At 32.9% G+C, this 17,847-nt stretch carries 9 protein-coding genes; 1 reads left to right on the top strand and 8 read right to left on the bottom strand.

The genetic code is table 11. The annotated features are described in order from the left end of the window. From LG45_RS14585 to LG45_RS16185, 5 genes are all read right to left on the bottom strand, one after another. A partial coding sequence (locus LG45_RS14585) for a beta strand repeat-containing protein (protein WP_035128384.1) occupies nt 1-6,569 on the bottom strand: 6,569 nt, incomplete at its 3' end. Nucleotides 6,570-7,516: 947 nt separating this feature from the next. Beyond that, on the bottom strand, nt 7,517-9,037 hold the full coding sequence (locus LG45_RS14575) for a tetratricopeptide repeat protein (RefSeq protein ID WP_035128379.1): 1,521 nt from the start codon (nt 9,035-9,037) through the stop codon (nt 7,517-7,519). A 453-nt stretch (nt 9,038-9,490) separates the two neighbouring features. Next, nucleotides 9,491-11,437, bottom strand: coding sequence for an ATP-binding protein (locus tag LG45_RS14570; protein ID WP_035128377.1), 1,947 nt, complete (start codon nt 11,435-11,437; stop codon nt 9,491-9,493). Nucleotides 11,438-11,554: 117 nt separating this feature from the next. Next, on the bottom strand, nt 11,555-11,737 hold the full coding sequence (locus LG45_RS16405; RefSeq protein ID WP_089046944.1) for a hypothetical protein: 183 nt from the start codon (nt 11,735-11,737) through the stop codon (nt 11,555-11,557). A gap of 284 nt (nt 11,738-12,021) precedes the next feature. Then, nucleotides 12,022-12,720 (bottom strand): LytR/AlgR family response regulator transcription factor, encoded by a 699-nt coding sequence (locus tag LG45_RS16185; protein WP_052087613.1) that lies wholly within the window; start codon nt 12,718-12,720, stop codon nt 12,022-12,024. A gap of 109 nt (nt 12,721-12,829) precedes the next feature. Between LG45_RS16185 and LG45_RS14560 the strand changes: the two genes are divergently transcribed. Then, nucleotides 12,830-13,516: a response regulator gene (locus tag LG45_RS14560; protein WP_035128375.1), complete on the top strand. Its 687-nt coding sequence runs from the start codon at nt 12,830-12,832 to the stop codon at nt 13,514-13,516. Nucleotides 13,517-13,521: 5 nt separating this feature from the next. On the opposite strand, the gene LG45_RS14555 is transcribed toward LG45_RS14560, so the two are convergent. From LG45_RS14555 to LG45_RS14545, 3 genes are read right to left on the bottom strand one after another with little or no spacing between them, the layout of a single operon-like run. After that, nucleotides 13,522-14,925: a T9SS type A sorting domain-containing protein gene (locus LG45_RS14555; RefSeq protein WP_035128373.1), complete on the bottom strand. Its 1,404-nt coding sequence runs from the start codon at nt 14,923-14,925 to the stop codon at nt 13,522-13,524. Between the two features lie 52 nt (nt 14,926-14,977). After that, nucleotides 14,978-16,381 carry a T9SS type A sorting domain-containing protein gene (locus LG45_RS14550; protein WP_052087612.1) on the bottom strand — a complete coding sequence of 468 codons (1,404 nt, stop codon included), beginning with the start codon at nt 16,379-16,381 and terminating at the stop codon, nt 14,978-14,980. 51 nt (nt 16,382-16,432) lie between these two features. Then, entirely contained in the window at nt 16,433-17,836 is a 1,404-nt protein-coding gene (locus LG45_RS14545; protein WP_052087611.1) for a T9SS type A sorting domain-containing protein, read from the bottom strand. Nucleotides 17,837-17,847: the final 11 nt, after the last annotated feature.

Below are 17,847 nucleotides of genomic sequence, written 5' to 3'. Positions count from 1 at the left end.
GTTGGAAGTGTTTCCACAAATGTTGGAACTGTTGTGTCTTGAATTACTATGTTTTGATTACAAATTACCTGATTCAAAATTGTATCTTCTCCTAAATCTCTAACATTATTATTATTCAAATCAGAGTATTCAGTAATTGTATAAGTTCGTATAACATTAGAATTACAACCGGCATAAACCCCATTTACAGCATTAATTTCAATTACACCGCATGGTGTATCTGATACTGAGCCATTTGAATTACCCAAAAGTTCAAATTGAGATATTGTCAAGTTTTGATTTGCTGGTAACAAATCATAACATTCTACAGTTGTTGTAGAAAATGTTGGGCAAGTAACATTGAACAAACAAACTACAGTGATAGTTATTGTAGTAGTATCACAATTTGTTGGGTTTAATACCTCACAAATAGTGTAATCTACTGTGTATGTTCCTGCTGGTGTGTTTGGTGCTACATCTACTGTTCCATCTGTATTTACTGTCAATGGTCCGTTTGGTGTAGAAGTCAATACTACATCAGCTGGGTTTACTGGGCTTCCGTTTAAAGTATCGTTAGTCAATACATTGATCCCTGAATCACCTCCTGTTGTTCCGTTTACTGGAGTTGGATTAGTATCAGCTACTGCATCAATTACTGGAGTTCCAACTGTGATAGTTATTGTAGTAGTATCACAATTTGTTGGGTTTAATACCTCACAAATAGTGTAATCTACTGTGTATGTTCCTGCTGGTGTGTTTGGTGCTACATCTACTGTTCCATCTGTATTTACTGTCAATGGTCCGTTTGGTGTAGAAGTCAATACTACATCAGCTGGGTTTACTGGACTTCCGTTTAAAATATCGTTAGTCAATACATTGATCCCTGAATCACCTCCCGTTGTACCGTTTACTGGTGTTGGATTAGTGTCAGGTAGAGCACATATTGAATTAGTAATAGTAATGTTGTCAGATATTAAAGATTTACAAGCTCCTAATGTTGCCGTTACAGTATACGTTCCTGGAGGTGCAGTAATAGTATTTCCTGATATGCTTACTCCTGTAGCAGGTGATACGTTATAAGTATAAACCGCATTGTAATTGGTAATGGTAAAACTTCCTGTTGCTACTGTACAGGTAGGCGGAGTCGCAGCACTTAAAATTGGCTGAACTGGTGTAGCTGATTGTGCATCAATAGTGACATTAGATGATACTATTGAAGTACAAGCTCCTAATGTTGCCGTTACAGTATACGTTCCAGCAGGTGCAGTAATAGTATTTCCAGATATACTTACTCCTGTAGCAGGTGATACGTTATAAGTATAAACCGCATTGTAATTGGTAATGGTAAAACTTCCTGTTGCTACTGTACACGTTGGCTGAGTCACAGCACTTAAAATTGGCTGAACTGGTGTAGCTGCTTGTCCATCAATAATGACATTAGATGATACTATTGAAGTACAAGCTCCTAATGTTGCCGTTACAGTATACGTTCCTGCCGGTGCAGTAATAGTATTTCCTGATATGCTTACCTCTGTAGATGGTGATACCGTATAAGTATATGCTGAATTGTAATTGGTAATTGTAAAGCTTCCTGAAGCTGTTGCACAAGTTGGCTGAGTCGCAGTACTTAATATTGGCTGAACTGGTGTAGCTGGTTGTGCATCAATAGTAACATTAGATGAAACTACTGAAGTACAATCTCCTAATGTTGCAGTTACAGTATAAGTTCCTGCCGTTGCAGTAACATTTGCACCACTTTGAACTACTCCTATTGATGGAGAGAATGTGTAAGAATATAAAGCATTATAGTTTGTAATCGAGAAGCCTCCGGTAGATATTGCACACGTTGGCTGAGTCGCAGTACTTAATAATGGCTGAACTGGTATAGCTGGTTGTGCATTAATAGCAACACTAGATGAAGCTACTGAAGTACAAACTCCTAAAGTTGCCGTTACCGTATAAGTTCCTGCCGGTGCAGTAATCGTATTTCCTGATATGCTTACTCCTGTAGATGGTGTTACCGTATAAGTATATGCTGAATTGTAATTGGTAATTGTAAAGCTTCCTGAAGCTGTTGCACACGTTGGCTGAGTCGCAGTACTTAATATTGGCTGAACTGGTGTAGGTGGTTGTGCATCAATAGTTACATTAGATGAAGCTAATGAAGTACAATCTCCTAATGTTGCAGTTACAGTATAAGTTCCTGCCTGTGCAGTAACATTTGCACCACTTTGAACTACCCCTGTTGATGGAGAGAATGTGTAAGCATATAAAGTATTGTAGTTTGTAATCGAGAAGCTTCCAGTAGCTACTGTACATGTCGGCTGAGTCGCAGCGCTTAGTGTAGGTATTCCGCATACTACTACAGTTATAGAAGCGGAGTCACAATTGGCTGGACTTACATTCAATCCTGTAATAGAATCTGCCTCGCACAATTGATATGTAATTGTATAAGTTCCTGAAGGGGTATTTGATGCTAAAGTTACATCACCATTTGCATTTACAGATAAAGGTCCAGTAGTTCCTGGCGTAACATTAGTATTGATTGTGGTAATCAAACTTCCACTTAAGGTATCATTACTTAATACGTTAGTTACTAAAAGTGGCGAATTTGTTGAAGCAATTGAAACTGACCCATCATTAACAGCATCAATTGTACATGCGGTAAAAACATTCGAGTTTATTACATTTATATAATTTCCAGTGTAAGAAGCCGTTGTAACTTGACCATTTGCATCGACTATGGGAGTACCAACATAATACACGCCATCATCATTACCATCTGCTTGCGATGAATTATAGTATTCATTAGCATCTGAACAACCATCATTGTCAGAATCCAAATCTAAATGGTTAGGAATTCCATCTGCATCATAATCACTAGAAGTACAGGCTATTCCTTTTAGGAATGTATCAAATGCAAACGCCCAAACATCAGCAGCAACTTTTAAAGTAGCGTTTGTACCAATAGTCGAAACTGCTTGATTACTAATGAATATTGTGGCATCAGGAATAAATACTATTTTTAGATCTCTATCTTTTATAAATGTAGCTTTCCCTTGTACATCAGCCATTGCTGTTTCATATCTCCTCAATGCGGAGTTAATCGACATTTGAACTACACCTGACATATCAAATGTGGTTACTGGCCAATAACCATTAATAAAGACCGATTCACCAAGAGGTCCGTAAGGTGTTGAAGGATTACTGTTTGGGTATACATTGTTTACAATATATCCATAATCTGTAGCATTGTTTTGTAATACTACAACTCCTTTATCATTGTTAGAAGCCCATGCCAAAATTCTAATATTTGTTGCACTTAATAGTTTATCTGAATTAGTTTGTGCATCAGCAGCTGATGAACCAACGTAGAAAACATCAATTTCATCAGTTAATAATTGTGATTCTGTTACTGCTGCTTCAGTAGCATAAGGTACAAATGTGATTCCTGGAAATTTACTATAAGTTCCAGTTAAGCCAAAGTTAACTGAATTTGACAACAAATTAACCATTAGACCATTTGTTCCAATGGTAGTATTTACGTAACCTATTCTTAAGTTTCTATTTAACGAATTACAAGATAAACCTTCGTCATTATCCAAAATCCCATCATTGTCATCGTCTAAATCGTTGATATTAAAATAACCATCTCCATCACTATCTGTACATTTTGTAATAGTATTATCTATTGATTGAGGTTCATAAGTACTCAGATAATCAGGTATTCCGTTCAAATTGGCATCTATAATATCAGCCAAACCATCATTATTAGAATCAGTTGCAGTGCCTCCTTGTGTGGTGAAAGCAAAATTTGATATAGTAGAATTGGTTGCTCCAGCTTCTATTGCATCACTACAACCGTCATTGTCAGAATCTAAATCTAAATAATTGGGATTGACATCATTATCAGTATTAAGATAGGTGCATTGTGTAGCTAAAAATTTATCAAATACGTATGCCCATGTATCTGCAATAGCATTCTGATCATTTGTTGATGGTGTTGCATTTGCAGCTTCGTTATTATAAATAGTAGCATCGGGAAAAATAACCAAATTATACTCTCGGTCACTTATTACTACTGGTCGAAGATTTGCATCAAGCATTAGAAAATCAAATTCTCTTGTTGATGATTTAATGGTCATTTGGACGCTTCCAGATTGATTAAGAGCGGCAGTTGGCCAATATCCATTGGTATAATAATCTCTTCCTAAAACACCTACTGATGTATTTGGATTTACATTATTATTGGTTACTGTATATCCATAATCTATTGCATTGTTTTGAAGGGCAAATATTCCTTTTCCATTATTTTTTGCCCAAGTGGTTAAAATAGTATTAACGGATGTAGGTATTTTATCTGCAGAAGTAATAGCATTACTTGCAGACGATCCAACAAAAAATATATCAATATTTTGAGCAAGTAAATTGGTTTCAGTTACAGATGCTGCAGTGGCAAAAGGTATGAGAGTAACCCCTCTTACTTTATTATATACGCCATTTACTCCAAAATTATTCAAATTATATAATAAATTTGTAGCAAGACCAGTTCGTCCAACTGTTGTATCGAGATAACCTACTCTAATATTTCTATTTAATTTCCCACAAAAATCACCTTCGTCTATATCTAAAACACCATCATTGTCATCATCTAAATCTATTGGATTAGGAACACTATCATAATCTGTATCTAAACAGAGAACTTGAGAAATATTTGCTGCATATTTTCTATATGTGGAAATATAATTTACAACACCACTTTCTAAACTAGTTTCCAATGAGTTTGCCAATCCATTTACTCCGTACAATCCCGGAATTATACTAACATTACTGGATAAACTTGCTCCACCTTCGTAGGCATCGGAACAACCATCACCGTCGCTATCACTGTCTAAATGATTTGGTATTGTGTCGCCATCTAAATCAACCGTGCAAAATCCAGGTTTTGGATGAGCAGAAGGATTATAAATAGGTGTAGTTGCCGCTAACGAATATATTTCGTGAATGGCTGTTGTTCCAGCTGAAACTGAAGTAGTATTGCCTGTCGCAACAGTTCCTATGTATCTAATTTGATAATATAAATATTCTGTAGTTGCAGTATTATTAAATATTACTGAGGTAGTTGCAATACTAATTCCATTACCTACAGTTAATAATGTATAATTAATGCCATCATTTGAACCATATAATTTTGCAAATCCACTACTCGCCATTCCATTTGCAGCTTGTTCTGCAGTTAAAGATTTAATAGCAATTGGAGTAGGATATTTTACTGTGAAAATTGCGGATCCAGATGTTATAGTTTGACTACCTGCAAAATTATAAGCAGTAGTTGTTGTACCATCATTGTTATTATCGTTATAAAGAAAAGGTATATCATTTCCAGATAAAGGGTCTGAACTCGCCCCATTTAGAGAGGAGGTAACAGTTGCTAGTTGATTAGCTTCAAATACCGTATAAAAACAATTTGGGCTTTCTTCAGCATCCAAAATACCATCATTATCATCGTCTATATCTTGCCAGTCCGAAACGCCATCTCCATCGGTATCTAAACAATCATTTTTTGTAGAATCTTGCGACTGACCAACATCTTGTCCAACAGTTCCAACAGTAGTTGGAACTCCATTTGCATCTACAGTTCCCGAAATACTTCCGTTAGCATTTAATTGAGAAAGAATTACATTTTCACCACCTTCTATCGCATCGGGACATCCGTCGTTATCGCTGTCTAAATCCAAATAATCTGGAACGTTATCTCCATCCGTATCTATTCCACTACATTGTTTTACTGATATTTTTAATGAAGATAATCTTGCTGCTGATATTGAAGTACTTGTGCCATATATACCATGTAAAAGCCGTGCATTAGTCACATTACTCATAGTACCTGTAATGCTATAATTCGGACTAGGATTTGTATTGTTTATTTCTTCATTTATTACCGAAAAGTTATTCAATCCCCAAACTATTTGTCCATTGGCAAGCGTATGATCTCCTATATATATTCCACTTGAGAAGGAAAATGGAGTTGGACTAATAAAAGCGCCAACATCAGTGCGATTAGCCGATCCATTGTCTAAATCTCTAATTTCAATTTTCATTTCTTCAAAAAAGCCGCTTATCCCAGCAAGATTTGAAGGCGTAACTGAGCTTGCTTCAACCAATCTAATGTCATAAATAATATGAGATCCAAAATCATATCTTCCACCATCGATTGTTATTTCCGGATCAAGCGATACTGTATAGGTAGATCCTGTTCCTGTAGAGGGGTATCTTGAAATTAATTCAAATCTAAGGTCATATGTAATACCATTTATTGTAACAAAATTTGATGATGTAAATACATCGCCAATATTTATATTACTAATGATTCCACCATTTTTTGCTTGCCATGATACCATGGAAAGATCAGGAACCGATATCCAATTTCCACACTCATCACTATCATAAATTCCATCATTATCATCATCTAAATCTAAATGATTTATAACTCCATCATTATCATAATCTTGTGCATTTAATTGATTGGAAGCCATTCCTATCATAAATAATAAGACTAAAAAGTTTACTAATTGCTTAAATTTTGCCATTTTGATTTTATTGTTTTATCCTTCTTTTATTTTAACAAACTATAAGCTACTCCAAATTTAATTGTTGTATCATAGCTTAGCGAGCAAAGGAAATAAAACACTTTTCAACAACAAAAAAAGCAGATACCCATCATGTACCCGCATTTAAAAACTTAAAAAACAAATACTTAAGAACAATAACAGAAACAATGAGCTGTTGTTTAGATGTTTTATTTTATTTTTGAAGGATAGAATAAATAAAATTTTATCTAAATTTTGATTTCAACCGTACATAAATATCTTCTTTAGATGGATTATCTAATTTTTTTCAAATGATATTTTTCTATTTTATAAAGTTTTTTTATTTGAAATTGTAATCTACAATTTTCTTAGTTTCAATAAAGAGGTAAATGTAAACCCAAAAATAAACTTACTATTTTGCAAATTGGGGTAAATAAATAGTGTTTTTATTTGAAAATCTGGATAGGCTTCTTGAAATCGAATATAAAAATTTGGGTGGTTTTTTTGTCATATTTATGATTTCTACAAAAAAAAAATTCGAATAATTCTACTCTATCCATATACCATTAATAATATTGGTATATGAAAGGACTTCATTTTTCATTTTTTTCTGATGCTTTGTTTTGCTATTTCATTATTCATTTGACGAGTTACTTGATAGAAATTTGATTTCTAAGAAATCCAATTCAATAATCAAATGATTGTCGATTTTATTGTTTTCAAATAAAAAACATGTAGTTTTCTGAGAGAAAAAAGTGATATTAAAAAATTCGAAACAAATATTGTATTTAATAATTTTTATTGATACAACATTATTGTAGAGTGAAAAAAAATATGAAAAAACTTTATCAGCAATTATAATGAAAATCCGAAAAAAAAATGCTGTAAATAAAAACATCTATTAGATATCCTTTGTAAATAATTTTTTATATTAATTTACGGAAAAACTATTTACAAATAGATTTCAACCAAACACTCATATCATCAGAAGTAGGAATATTTAATTTTTTCCTTAAAAGATGTTTTCTGTTTTGAATAGTTTTAGGAGATTTATAAGTGAAGTCAGCTATTTCCTTAGATTCAAAATTTAGGTAAATATAAGCAAGTAAAACCAATTCACTAGTATGTAACTTAGGATTGATGTCCAAAAGTTTCCCGTGAAAATCAGGATAAACTTCTTGAAAGCGAGTATAGAAATTTGGGTGATTTTCTTTAGCTAATAATAAAATCTCATCAAAAGTATCATTCACTCTGAGCTTTAATTCCTTTGCTTGCTGCTCTTTCTCGATGATAATTGCTTCTTTACTTTCTATTACTGAAATGGCTTTTTTTTGTTTTTTATTTATTTTTTTGAAAACAATCCAAAATAAAATTAATGAGCAAATTAATATAATTATAACTGAAAAAATCCAAGTGGTGGAGCGCTCTTTAATTGAAGAAATTTCATTTTTTTTCTCTTTTATAATATGATCAACAGCTTTTTGAATGTTATTAACATTATTTACCGACAACTTTTCACTTTCTTTATAATATTTAGAAAGGTAAATTTCTTTTTTTTTCGATTGGTTTAATATTCCGTAGATATTGGAAATATTTTTGAATGTTAATATCTTAGAATCTACATCATTAATATGATGTTTATCCATTTCCCTGATGGACTTTAGATAAAACTCTAATGCATTATTGTAATCTTTTTTGTGATAATAATAATCTCCGTAAGATGAATAGAAACTATGAAAAGTAGGTAAATTTTCCTTATTTTTTTTTAAAAGCTCAAATCCTTTATTTAAATAATAAAATGTAGAATCTGTCATTTTTTTTTTTAGAAAAACATCTCCTTTAGCAAGATATAAATTAGGGATTTCATAATATTGAACAACCGTTTCCTCAATAGGAAATTTTTTAAAAACTAATTCTGCTTTGTTTAAATAACCCAACGAAAAATCTAGTTTTCCAATCTCGGAATAATGAAAACCTAATTTCACAAGAGCCTGTGCCTTAAAAAAAAGTAATGAATAATCTTTTGGGTTTTCATCCGAAATTTGTAAAACCCCATTTAACTCGCTTAAAGCCTGACTTTTTAAATTTAATTTTTCATAATTATTGGCTTTTATGGATTTTATAATTACCTGATGATGAATATCTGTTTTAGAATACTCCTCATTATTAGATTTTTCAAGGTATATAAAACTTTTTTTGTACATGCCAAGACTAGATAATATGTTCGCTACAAACAAATAACTTGTTGCCTTTTCTCGAGAAGTTCCAACTTTCTCTGATAATAGAATAGCTTTATTAGCTAATTCTAATGATTTTAGATCGTTACTTCCATTATATCCATCAGATTCTTGAAGGAGTCTATAAATTTCATCTCGCTCTTTTTCAACGTCAGTTTTTACTTTTTGAGAATATAAATTTGTAAAAACTAATAGAAAAACTAATAAAAAGTATTTTTTTAAAATCATCATAGAAATAGTACCCTAATTAAATGTAAAATGTTGTAATTCTATATCAATATCTGAAGCAAATTTAAGTAAAATTATTAGATATTGTAAATGGAACATTTAAACATTAAATTACTGTGCATTAAAAAGTAAGCGATAAGTAAGATTGTTAATTTTATAAATGTATTGTTAGTTCATTAACAGTAAGTTAAATAAATTAAACTTTTTTTTATTATAAAATTATAAAGAAAAGTTCAAATACTTGTAAATACATCTACAATTAATATTTTTTTTACTTCAAAACATCTTCCCACAATTTTGAAAAAGTACTAACTTTAACATGTAGTATAATAAATTAATGATTCTTTAACCAAATTGGATGAAGAAATTATTGTTTTCCAACTTTACTAAAATTACTCTATTACAAATAGTGAATCACTTTAGTCTGCATCCAAATCTAAAAGCAAAATAACTTTTTTAGCTTTCTTCTCTATCAATTTTCATAATGATTTCTACTCCATAATGTATAGTACTTATAATTACAAAGGACGCATCAATTATTTTGGCTCGAGCTCTCATGTTTTTCAATCCAATACCTTCTGTTATTTGTTCACTGTCATATCCTACTCCATCATCTTTACAATTAATTTCCAAATGAAACTCACTCTCAGAAATTTTTAAAACACAATTTTTCGCTTCAGAATATTTGTTCACATTTAAAAAAGCCTCCTGAATGATTCGATAAATATTGATTTTAATGATTGAAGAATAATTATCCCAATCGATAGTTTCAGAAATTTCTGCACTAAAATTAATCTTATTCAATTCACTATTTTTGGTAATCAAGGAATCTATTAAAAAAATAAAACTGGCATCATATCTTGAAAAATCAGTGTGCATTTCATGGGAAAGCTCCCTAATTTCTAATTCTACTTTATTCAATTCTTTAATGTAAGTTATTCTTTTTTGCTGCGTTTCTAAATCTTCCTTGGCATTTAAAGTCTCCAAGACCATTCGTATAGCATAAATTTGATTTACAACACCATCATGCAACTCTCTCGATATTCTATTTTGTTCGTCCTCTTTCGTTTGAACTAAAGCCAACTGAAACTCTTTTATCAATGTAAAAAGCTCATCATTAGCCTTTTCCTTTTGAGCAATTAAAAACATTTCTTTTTTTCTTGCCAAATGAATTCTAAAAATTATGAAGGTTAAAAAAGCAATTACTGTAGCTACCAAACCAAAAAATAAAATTAGATTTTCCTTAGATAAAACTTTATTGATACCATCAACTTTATCTGTTTCATATTCAATTCTAGTAAATTTTTCTCTATTAAAACGTTGCTGTTTAACAATGCTATCAGTAACTCTAAGATACTCACTTTTGTAAAACGAAGCATTTTTAACATCTGAAGTCGCTAATAAATTGAGCGTTTTCAATTCGTCTGAGCTTGATTTTAATTTTTTAGATAATGGAAGTGCCAAATTAAAATATTGATTGGCAGTTATAGTATCACCTGAGAGTAAATAATATTCTCCAAAACTTATAATTTTATACAAATAACCCGGCACATTATTACTCTTCTTTGCTAAGGCGATTGATTCCTCAAACTGCTTTTTTGACTCATCTAAATTCCCAAGCTTCATATTGGCATAGGCAAGATTACCCATAACTGTCGAATAAACCGTTAAGTTTTGTTGTTTTAATTTTGATGTTGCTAATTTTTCAAGTGCAATTTTCGAGTTTTTATAGTCCTTTTTCTTATCATATAAATTACACAATCCAATAATTATTAATTCATTAAACTGCTTATATTCCGTAGCTCCATTTTTGGATTCTTTTACTTTATTCAAACTTTCTTTAGCCAAATTCAAATAATTATTGGCGTCATCGAATTCTTCTAATTCAATATGATTGCAAGCTTGTAAATAATAACATTTGAAAAGTAATGTGATTTTTTTTGATTTTTCTAATTGCTGTAGGGCTTTAATTACCTCAACTTCACTCTCTACATAATTTCCCTCAGTAAAAAGTAGATGAGCCTTGTTAAAAAGAGCTTTAGCAAGTTTGTCATTATCTTTTATAGTTCGAAATATCTTCTCCGATTCTTTGTAATAGTAATAAGCACTATCTTTTTGATAATCTTCATAACAATCACCCATGTAGTACAAAGACCTACCCATACTAATAGAATCAGCATTCTTTTTTGCTAGATCAAAAATTTTCTTGCTTGTCTCAAAGGAAGATTTGTTGTCTTCTAAATAATAATATTCTGCTGCAATTTCAAATAAGTAGTTGATTTTTAAAGAATCATTAGTAGACGAATACAATACGGTCGTTATAGAATCTAAGTATTTTTTTTTATCAGTAACTGAAGCCTTAGAATACTTAGAATCTAATATGGATTCATCCTTAATAATCAAATCCTTCCTTTTACAAGAAAAAAAGAAGGTGATTATGAAAAAAAAGAGTACAGTTCTCAATAAAGTAGATTTTATTCAAAAATAAAAAAAACTATGCTAAAGCATAGTTTTTTAAAGTTAATCTTTTCCTTTTGGTGGTATTGGTTCTCCTGGTAGCGTGTCACCATCTTTAATATAAAGACTATCCAAATCTCTCTGACTGCTAAATGACGATTTGGTCATTATGTTGGTGTCATCATTAGAGCATGAAAACAATAAAACGCAAACTATAACAGTTGCAACGAAAGTAAAATATTTCATAAAAAAACATTTAAAATTAAACAATATCGGGCTAAGCAACTTATAGTCACTACCTCTTAATTTCTGAAAAAGGTTGGGAGGTCTTTAGCAGTGGTATAAAATTGACTAGTATAAAATACTGGTTCCCTCAATTATGTACCAATTTTGAATTCAAATGTTCTGTGTTTTGAACAAAACAAATTTAAGTGTGTACTATCGAAAAAAAACAAGTTTTCAAAAAGGATTAGTAAGTTGTAAGCTACCATTAGTGATTCGCTTGATTTTTTAAGTAACTAGCAGAAAATCTATCCAATGCGTTTTAATATTATATCAATTTGATCTTTATAAGTACGTGAAAAAGATAATTTAAACTCATTGCCATGCAAATAACAATCATTTTTACTTAAATTAATTCGGCTTACAAAATGGATATTAACTATGTAACTGTGGTGTATTCTAAAAAAATAAAAAGGCAATTGACTTTCATAGAATTTCATGGTTTTAAAACCAGAAACTATTTTACCATTTTTTAAGTAGAAATCTGTGGTATTATTATCTGCTTTCAAATAGACAATATCCTCTAATGAAATAAACTGATAATCGCTACTTGACTTAATACAGAGTTTAGAACTCAAATCAGAATTTTTATACGATTTTAAAAACTTTAAAAATGACTTATGAAGTTCTAAGCAATCTATAGGATGTAGAAGATAATCAGAAACCCCCAACTTTAATGCGGAGTAAGCATTAGTGCTATCTTCATTTACGGCTATTACATAAGGTAATATTTCTAAATAATGGTACAACTCCAATAATAATGAAAGTGCTATTGAATCATTAAAGTGAAACAAAATCAATTGAGGTTTTTGAGTAAGAACCCCTTTCAAACCAGTTTCATAAGAATCAAAAATACCAATACACAAGAAACCTTCTAGAAAAGGAATTGACTCTATTTTTTGAGACAATAAATTTGTGGAATCAATAATTACGTAGGAGTTTAACACTTTAGTAAATTTTGACCAAAGTATCTATTTTTAGGAATATCATTTTACGGTAAAACCGTAAAGTTTAGTTTTATTTACATAAATTTGATAACTGTTTAATTAGAAAACTATGCAAGAAAAAAATAGGGATTTTTTTGATGAAAACATACTAATTGTTGATGACCATCCGCTCACAGTAGAAGTTCATAAAGAAATTATAGCCAACACCTTAGTCAAAAAAAATAACTATTACACGGCCACAACAGCAAAGAATGCATTTACTATATTGCAGGAATTATATAAAAAAAAAGAAACTTTAAAAATGTGTTTCTTAGATATTAATTTACCTGAATATCCTGAGGAAAATATTAAGTCTGGAGAAGATTTAGCACTACTTACAAGAAAACTATTTCCCAACTGTAAAATCATAATTATTTCAATGCACAGTGAACCTCTTTGGGTAAATAGGTTAATTAAAGCTATCAATCCCGAAGGATTTATATCAAAATCTGATATGGATGCAAAATTACTATCTGATGTTTGCAACAAGATTGAAAAAGGTTTTTTTTATTACAGTAATGCCATAATAAAATCAAATAAAGTAATCATCCAACAAAATGTAAATTGGGATGAACACGATACAAAAATTTTACAATTAATAGCTGATGGTGTCAAAACGGCTCATCTTCCAAAAGTAATACCATTATCACTCAGCGCTATTGAGAAAAGAAAATCCAATATAAAAAGGCAATTAATATTCAATACAGGATCCGATAAAGATTTAATTGATAAAGCTAAAAGTATGGGACTTCTATAAATAGCCTATTCAATAAGAAGTTTCTTCCGTGCCAAGAGTACACCATCTTGTTTTACAACAACTATGTAAACACCCGATGGATAAGAACTCGTATTGAGTTGCAAATCGCCTACAGACGAAGATAATACATTTGTACTAATACTTCTGCCAGCAATGTCATACACCTCAAGCTTTGCACTGGTTGCATCTAAATTGTATTGAACACTAACTACATCCTTTGCAGGATTCGGAAATAAGGATAAAGCAATTTCTTTTTCAAAAGTGGGAGTTGTTAATGTGGTTACACAAACACCAGGCGTTTGTTGTGGTGTAGTATAAAAATTAAGATCATAACTAGTACCAATACCAAACTCACCATAATAGTTTCTTCCCCAAAACCAAACGGTACCGTCTGTTTTCACAGCCATAGTGGTAGCAAAATTTCTTGCTTGAACACTATGCCAGTTAGTGTCAGTTCCAATTTGCGTCGGAACCGACTTGTTTGTAGTTGTACCGTCAGCCAATTGACCATTAGTATTAACACCCCAAGCCCAAAGCGTACCATCACTTTTAACACCAAAAGAAGTTGCAGAACCTGTTGAAAAACTAATCCAGACATCTGTACTTATTTGTTGAGGAATGTTAGTTACATTCGGCGTTCCTCCTACACCTAAGGCAGGACCACCACCCCAAGACCATAAAGTGCCATCCTGCTTTTGAGCTAAAATATGTTGACTACCAACACTCATTCTCACCCAATCGTTAGAAGTCCCAACCTGGGTTGGCGAAATAACCGATGTAGTACTAGAACCTGAAACAATAATGGATGATGGATTAGCGCCCCAGCCCCAAATAGTCCCATTGGATTTTATAGCAAAAGCAGTCCTATTTGTACCAGTAGCAATATCTACCCAATCAGTAGCTGTTCCAACTTGAATCGGAAACAATTGTTGCGCTGTAGCTGGTGAATTACCTAACTGATAAGTATCATTTTGACCCCAAGCCCATATAGTGCCATCCGCCTTTAAAGCAATTGTAAAAAAATAGGATGGTGCTACTTTCACCCAGTTAGCAGCTGCAGTGATTTGCTGAAAAGTGGTGAAGTTCATAGAACTTGAGTTTACACCAAGAGAACCAAATTGATTTCCTCCAACTCCCCAAAGCGTTCCATTATTTTTAATGACAAAAGTATTAAGAACCCCATTACTTATTTTATTCCAATCTGTTGCCGTTCCTAATTGAATTATAGTTGGTTCTGTTTCATTTGTTGTTAATAATTGACCTGCTGCTCCATAACCCCAACCCCATAAGGCACCATTAGTTCTCTTCCCGACGGTATGGGCACCTCCAAATGTTATTTGCTCATAACATTGAGCTATTGTTAAGTTAGTAAAAGTAAGTAATGCAATAAATAGTAATGTTTTTTTCATAGCAATAGTAGTTAAAAAAGAGGTAGGCACTGCCTACCTCTTTATGGTTAATCTATTCAATAATAAGTTTTTTCTGTGCCAAGAGTTCACCATCTTGTTTTACGACCACTATGTAAATACCAGATGGAAAAGAACTCGTATTGAGTTGCAAATCTCCTACAGACGAAGATAATACATTTGTACTAATACTTCTGCCGGCAATGTCATACACCTCCAGCTGTGCGTTGGCTGTATCTAAATTATATCGAACACTAACTACATCCTTTGCAGGATTAGGAAATACCGATAAAACACTTTCTTTCTCAAAAGTGGGAGTTGTTAATGTGGTTACACAAACACCAGGCGTTTGTTGTGGTGTAGTATAAAAATTAAGGTCATAACTAGTACCAATACCAAACTCGCCATAATAGTTTCTTCCCCAAAACCAAACGGTACCGTCTGTTTTTACAGCCATTGTGGTAGCAAATTTTCTTGCTTGAACACTATGCCAGTTGGTCGCAGTACCTATTTGTGTTGGTATTGTTCTATTGGTTGTGGTTCCATCAGCAAGCTGACCATCCGTATTAACACCCCATGCCCACAAAGTGCCATCACTTTTAACACCAAAAGAAGTTCCTGTACCAGCAGAAAAACTAATCCAAACATCAGTGCTTATTTGTTGAGGAATGTTAGTTACATTCGGCGTTCCTCCTACACCTAATGCAGGACCACCACCCCAAGACCATAAAGTACCGTCCTGCTTTTGAGCTAAAATATGAGAACCACCAACACTCATTTTCATCCAGTTAGTAGCAGTCCCAACTTGGGTAGGCGAAATAACAGATGTAGTGCTAGATCCTGAAACAATAATCGAAGAAGGATTAGAACCCCAGCCCCAAATAGTGCCATTGGATTTTATAGCAAATGAAGTGTCACTTGTTCCACTGGCTATGTCTATCCAATCAGAAGCAGTTCCAACTTGAATTGGAAACAATTGCTGAGATGTAGCTGGTGTATTGCCCAATTGATATAAATTATTTTGACCCCAAGCCCAAATAGTACCATCCGCTTTCAAAGCAAGTGTGAAAAAATAAGAAGGTGCTACTTTTACCCAGTTAGTAGCTGTGGTGATTTGCTGAAAAGTAGTGAAGTTCTGTGTATTCGAATTAACCCCTAAAGACCCTAATTGATTACTACCGCAACCCCACAGTGTTCCGTCACTTTTTATTGCAAAAGTATTAACAACACCATTGGTAACTTTATTCCAGTCGGTTGCATTTCCTAATTGTATTGGGTTTGGTTCTGTTTCATTTGTTGTTAATAATTCACCCCAAGATCCAAATCCCCAACCCCATAAGGTACCATTACTTCTCTTTACCACAGTATGAGCGCCGCCAAATGTTATTTGCTCATAACATTGAGCTATTGTTAAGTTAGTAAAAGTAAGTAATACAAAAAATAGTAATGTTTTTTTCATAGCAGTAGTAGTTAAAAAGAGGTAGGCAGTGCCTACCTCTTTATGGTTAATCTATTCAATAATAAGTTTTTTCTGTGCCAAGAGTACACCATCTTGTTTTACAACAACTATGTAAATACCCGATAGATAAGAACTCGTATTGAGTTGCAAATCGCCTATTGACGAAGATAATACATTTGTACTAATACTTCTGCCGGCGATGTCATACACCTCTAGCTGAGCGTTGGTTGCATCTAGATTATACTGAATTCTAACTACATCATTTGCAGGATTTGGCAATACTTGTAAAGCAATTTCATTCTCAAAAGTGGGAGTTGCTAACGTGGTTACACAAACACCAGGCGTTTGTTGTGGTGTAGTATAAAAATTAAGGTCATAACTAGTACCAATACCAAACTCACCATAATAGTTTCTTCCCCAAAACCAAACGGTACCATCCGTTTTCACAGCCATAGTGGTAGCAAAATTTCTTGCTTGAACACTATGCCAGTTAGTGTCAGTTCCAATTTGCGTCGGAACCGACTTGTTTGTAGTTGTACCGTCAGCCAATTGACCATTAGTATTAACACCCCAAGCCCAAAGCGTACCATCACTTTTAACACCAAAAGAAGTTGCAGAACCTGTTGAAAAACTAGTCCAAACATCTGTACTTATTTGTTGAGGAATGTTAGTTACGTTAGGTGTTCCTCCTACACCTAAGGCAGGACCACCACCCCAAGACCATAAAGTACCATCCTGCTTCTGAGCTAATATATGTTGACTACCAACACTCATTTTCACCCAATCGTTAGAAGTACCAACTTGGGTAGGGGTTATTACAGAGGTAGTGCTAGATCCTGAAACAATAATCGAAGAAGGATTAGAACCCCATCCCCAAATGGTACCATTCGACTTTATAGCAAAAGCAGTCCTATTTGTACCAGTAGCAATATCTACCCAATCAGAAGCTGTACCCACTTGAATCGGAAACAATTGTTGCGCTGTAGCTGGTGAATTACCTAATTGATAAGTATCATTTTGACCCCAAGCCCATATAGTGCCATCCGCCTTTAAAGCGATTGTAAAAAAATAGGATGGTGCTACTTTCACCCAGTTAGTAGCTGCAGTGATTTGCTGAAAAGTGGCGAAGTTCTGTGTATTCGAATTAACTCCTAAAGACCCTAATTGATTACTACCGCAACCCCAAAGTGTTCCGTTATTTTTTATGGCAAAAGTATTAACTACACCATTAGTAACTTTATTCCAGTCGGTTGCATTTCCTAATTGTATTGGGTTTGGTTCTGTTTCATTTGTTGTTAATAATTCGCCCCAAGATCCAAATCCCCAACCCCATAAAGTCCCGTTACTTCGCTTTCCAGTAGTATGTGCGCCACCAAATGTTATTTGTTCATAACATTGTGCAGTAATAACATTTGAAAATGCAAGTAGTACAATAAAAAGTAAAATTTTCTTCATAGCTAAAGTAG

The organism is Flavobacterium aquatile LMG 4008 = ATCC 11947 (assembly GCF_000757385.1).
GTDB classification, from domain to species: domain Bacteria; phylum Bacteroidota; class Bacteroidia; order Flavobacteriales; family Flavobacteriaceae; genus Flavobacterium; species Flavobacterium aquatile.
This window is presented reverse-complemented; position numbering and strand designations above follow the sequence as displayed.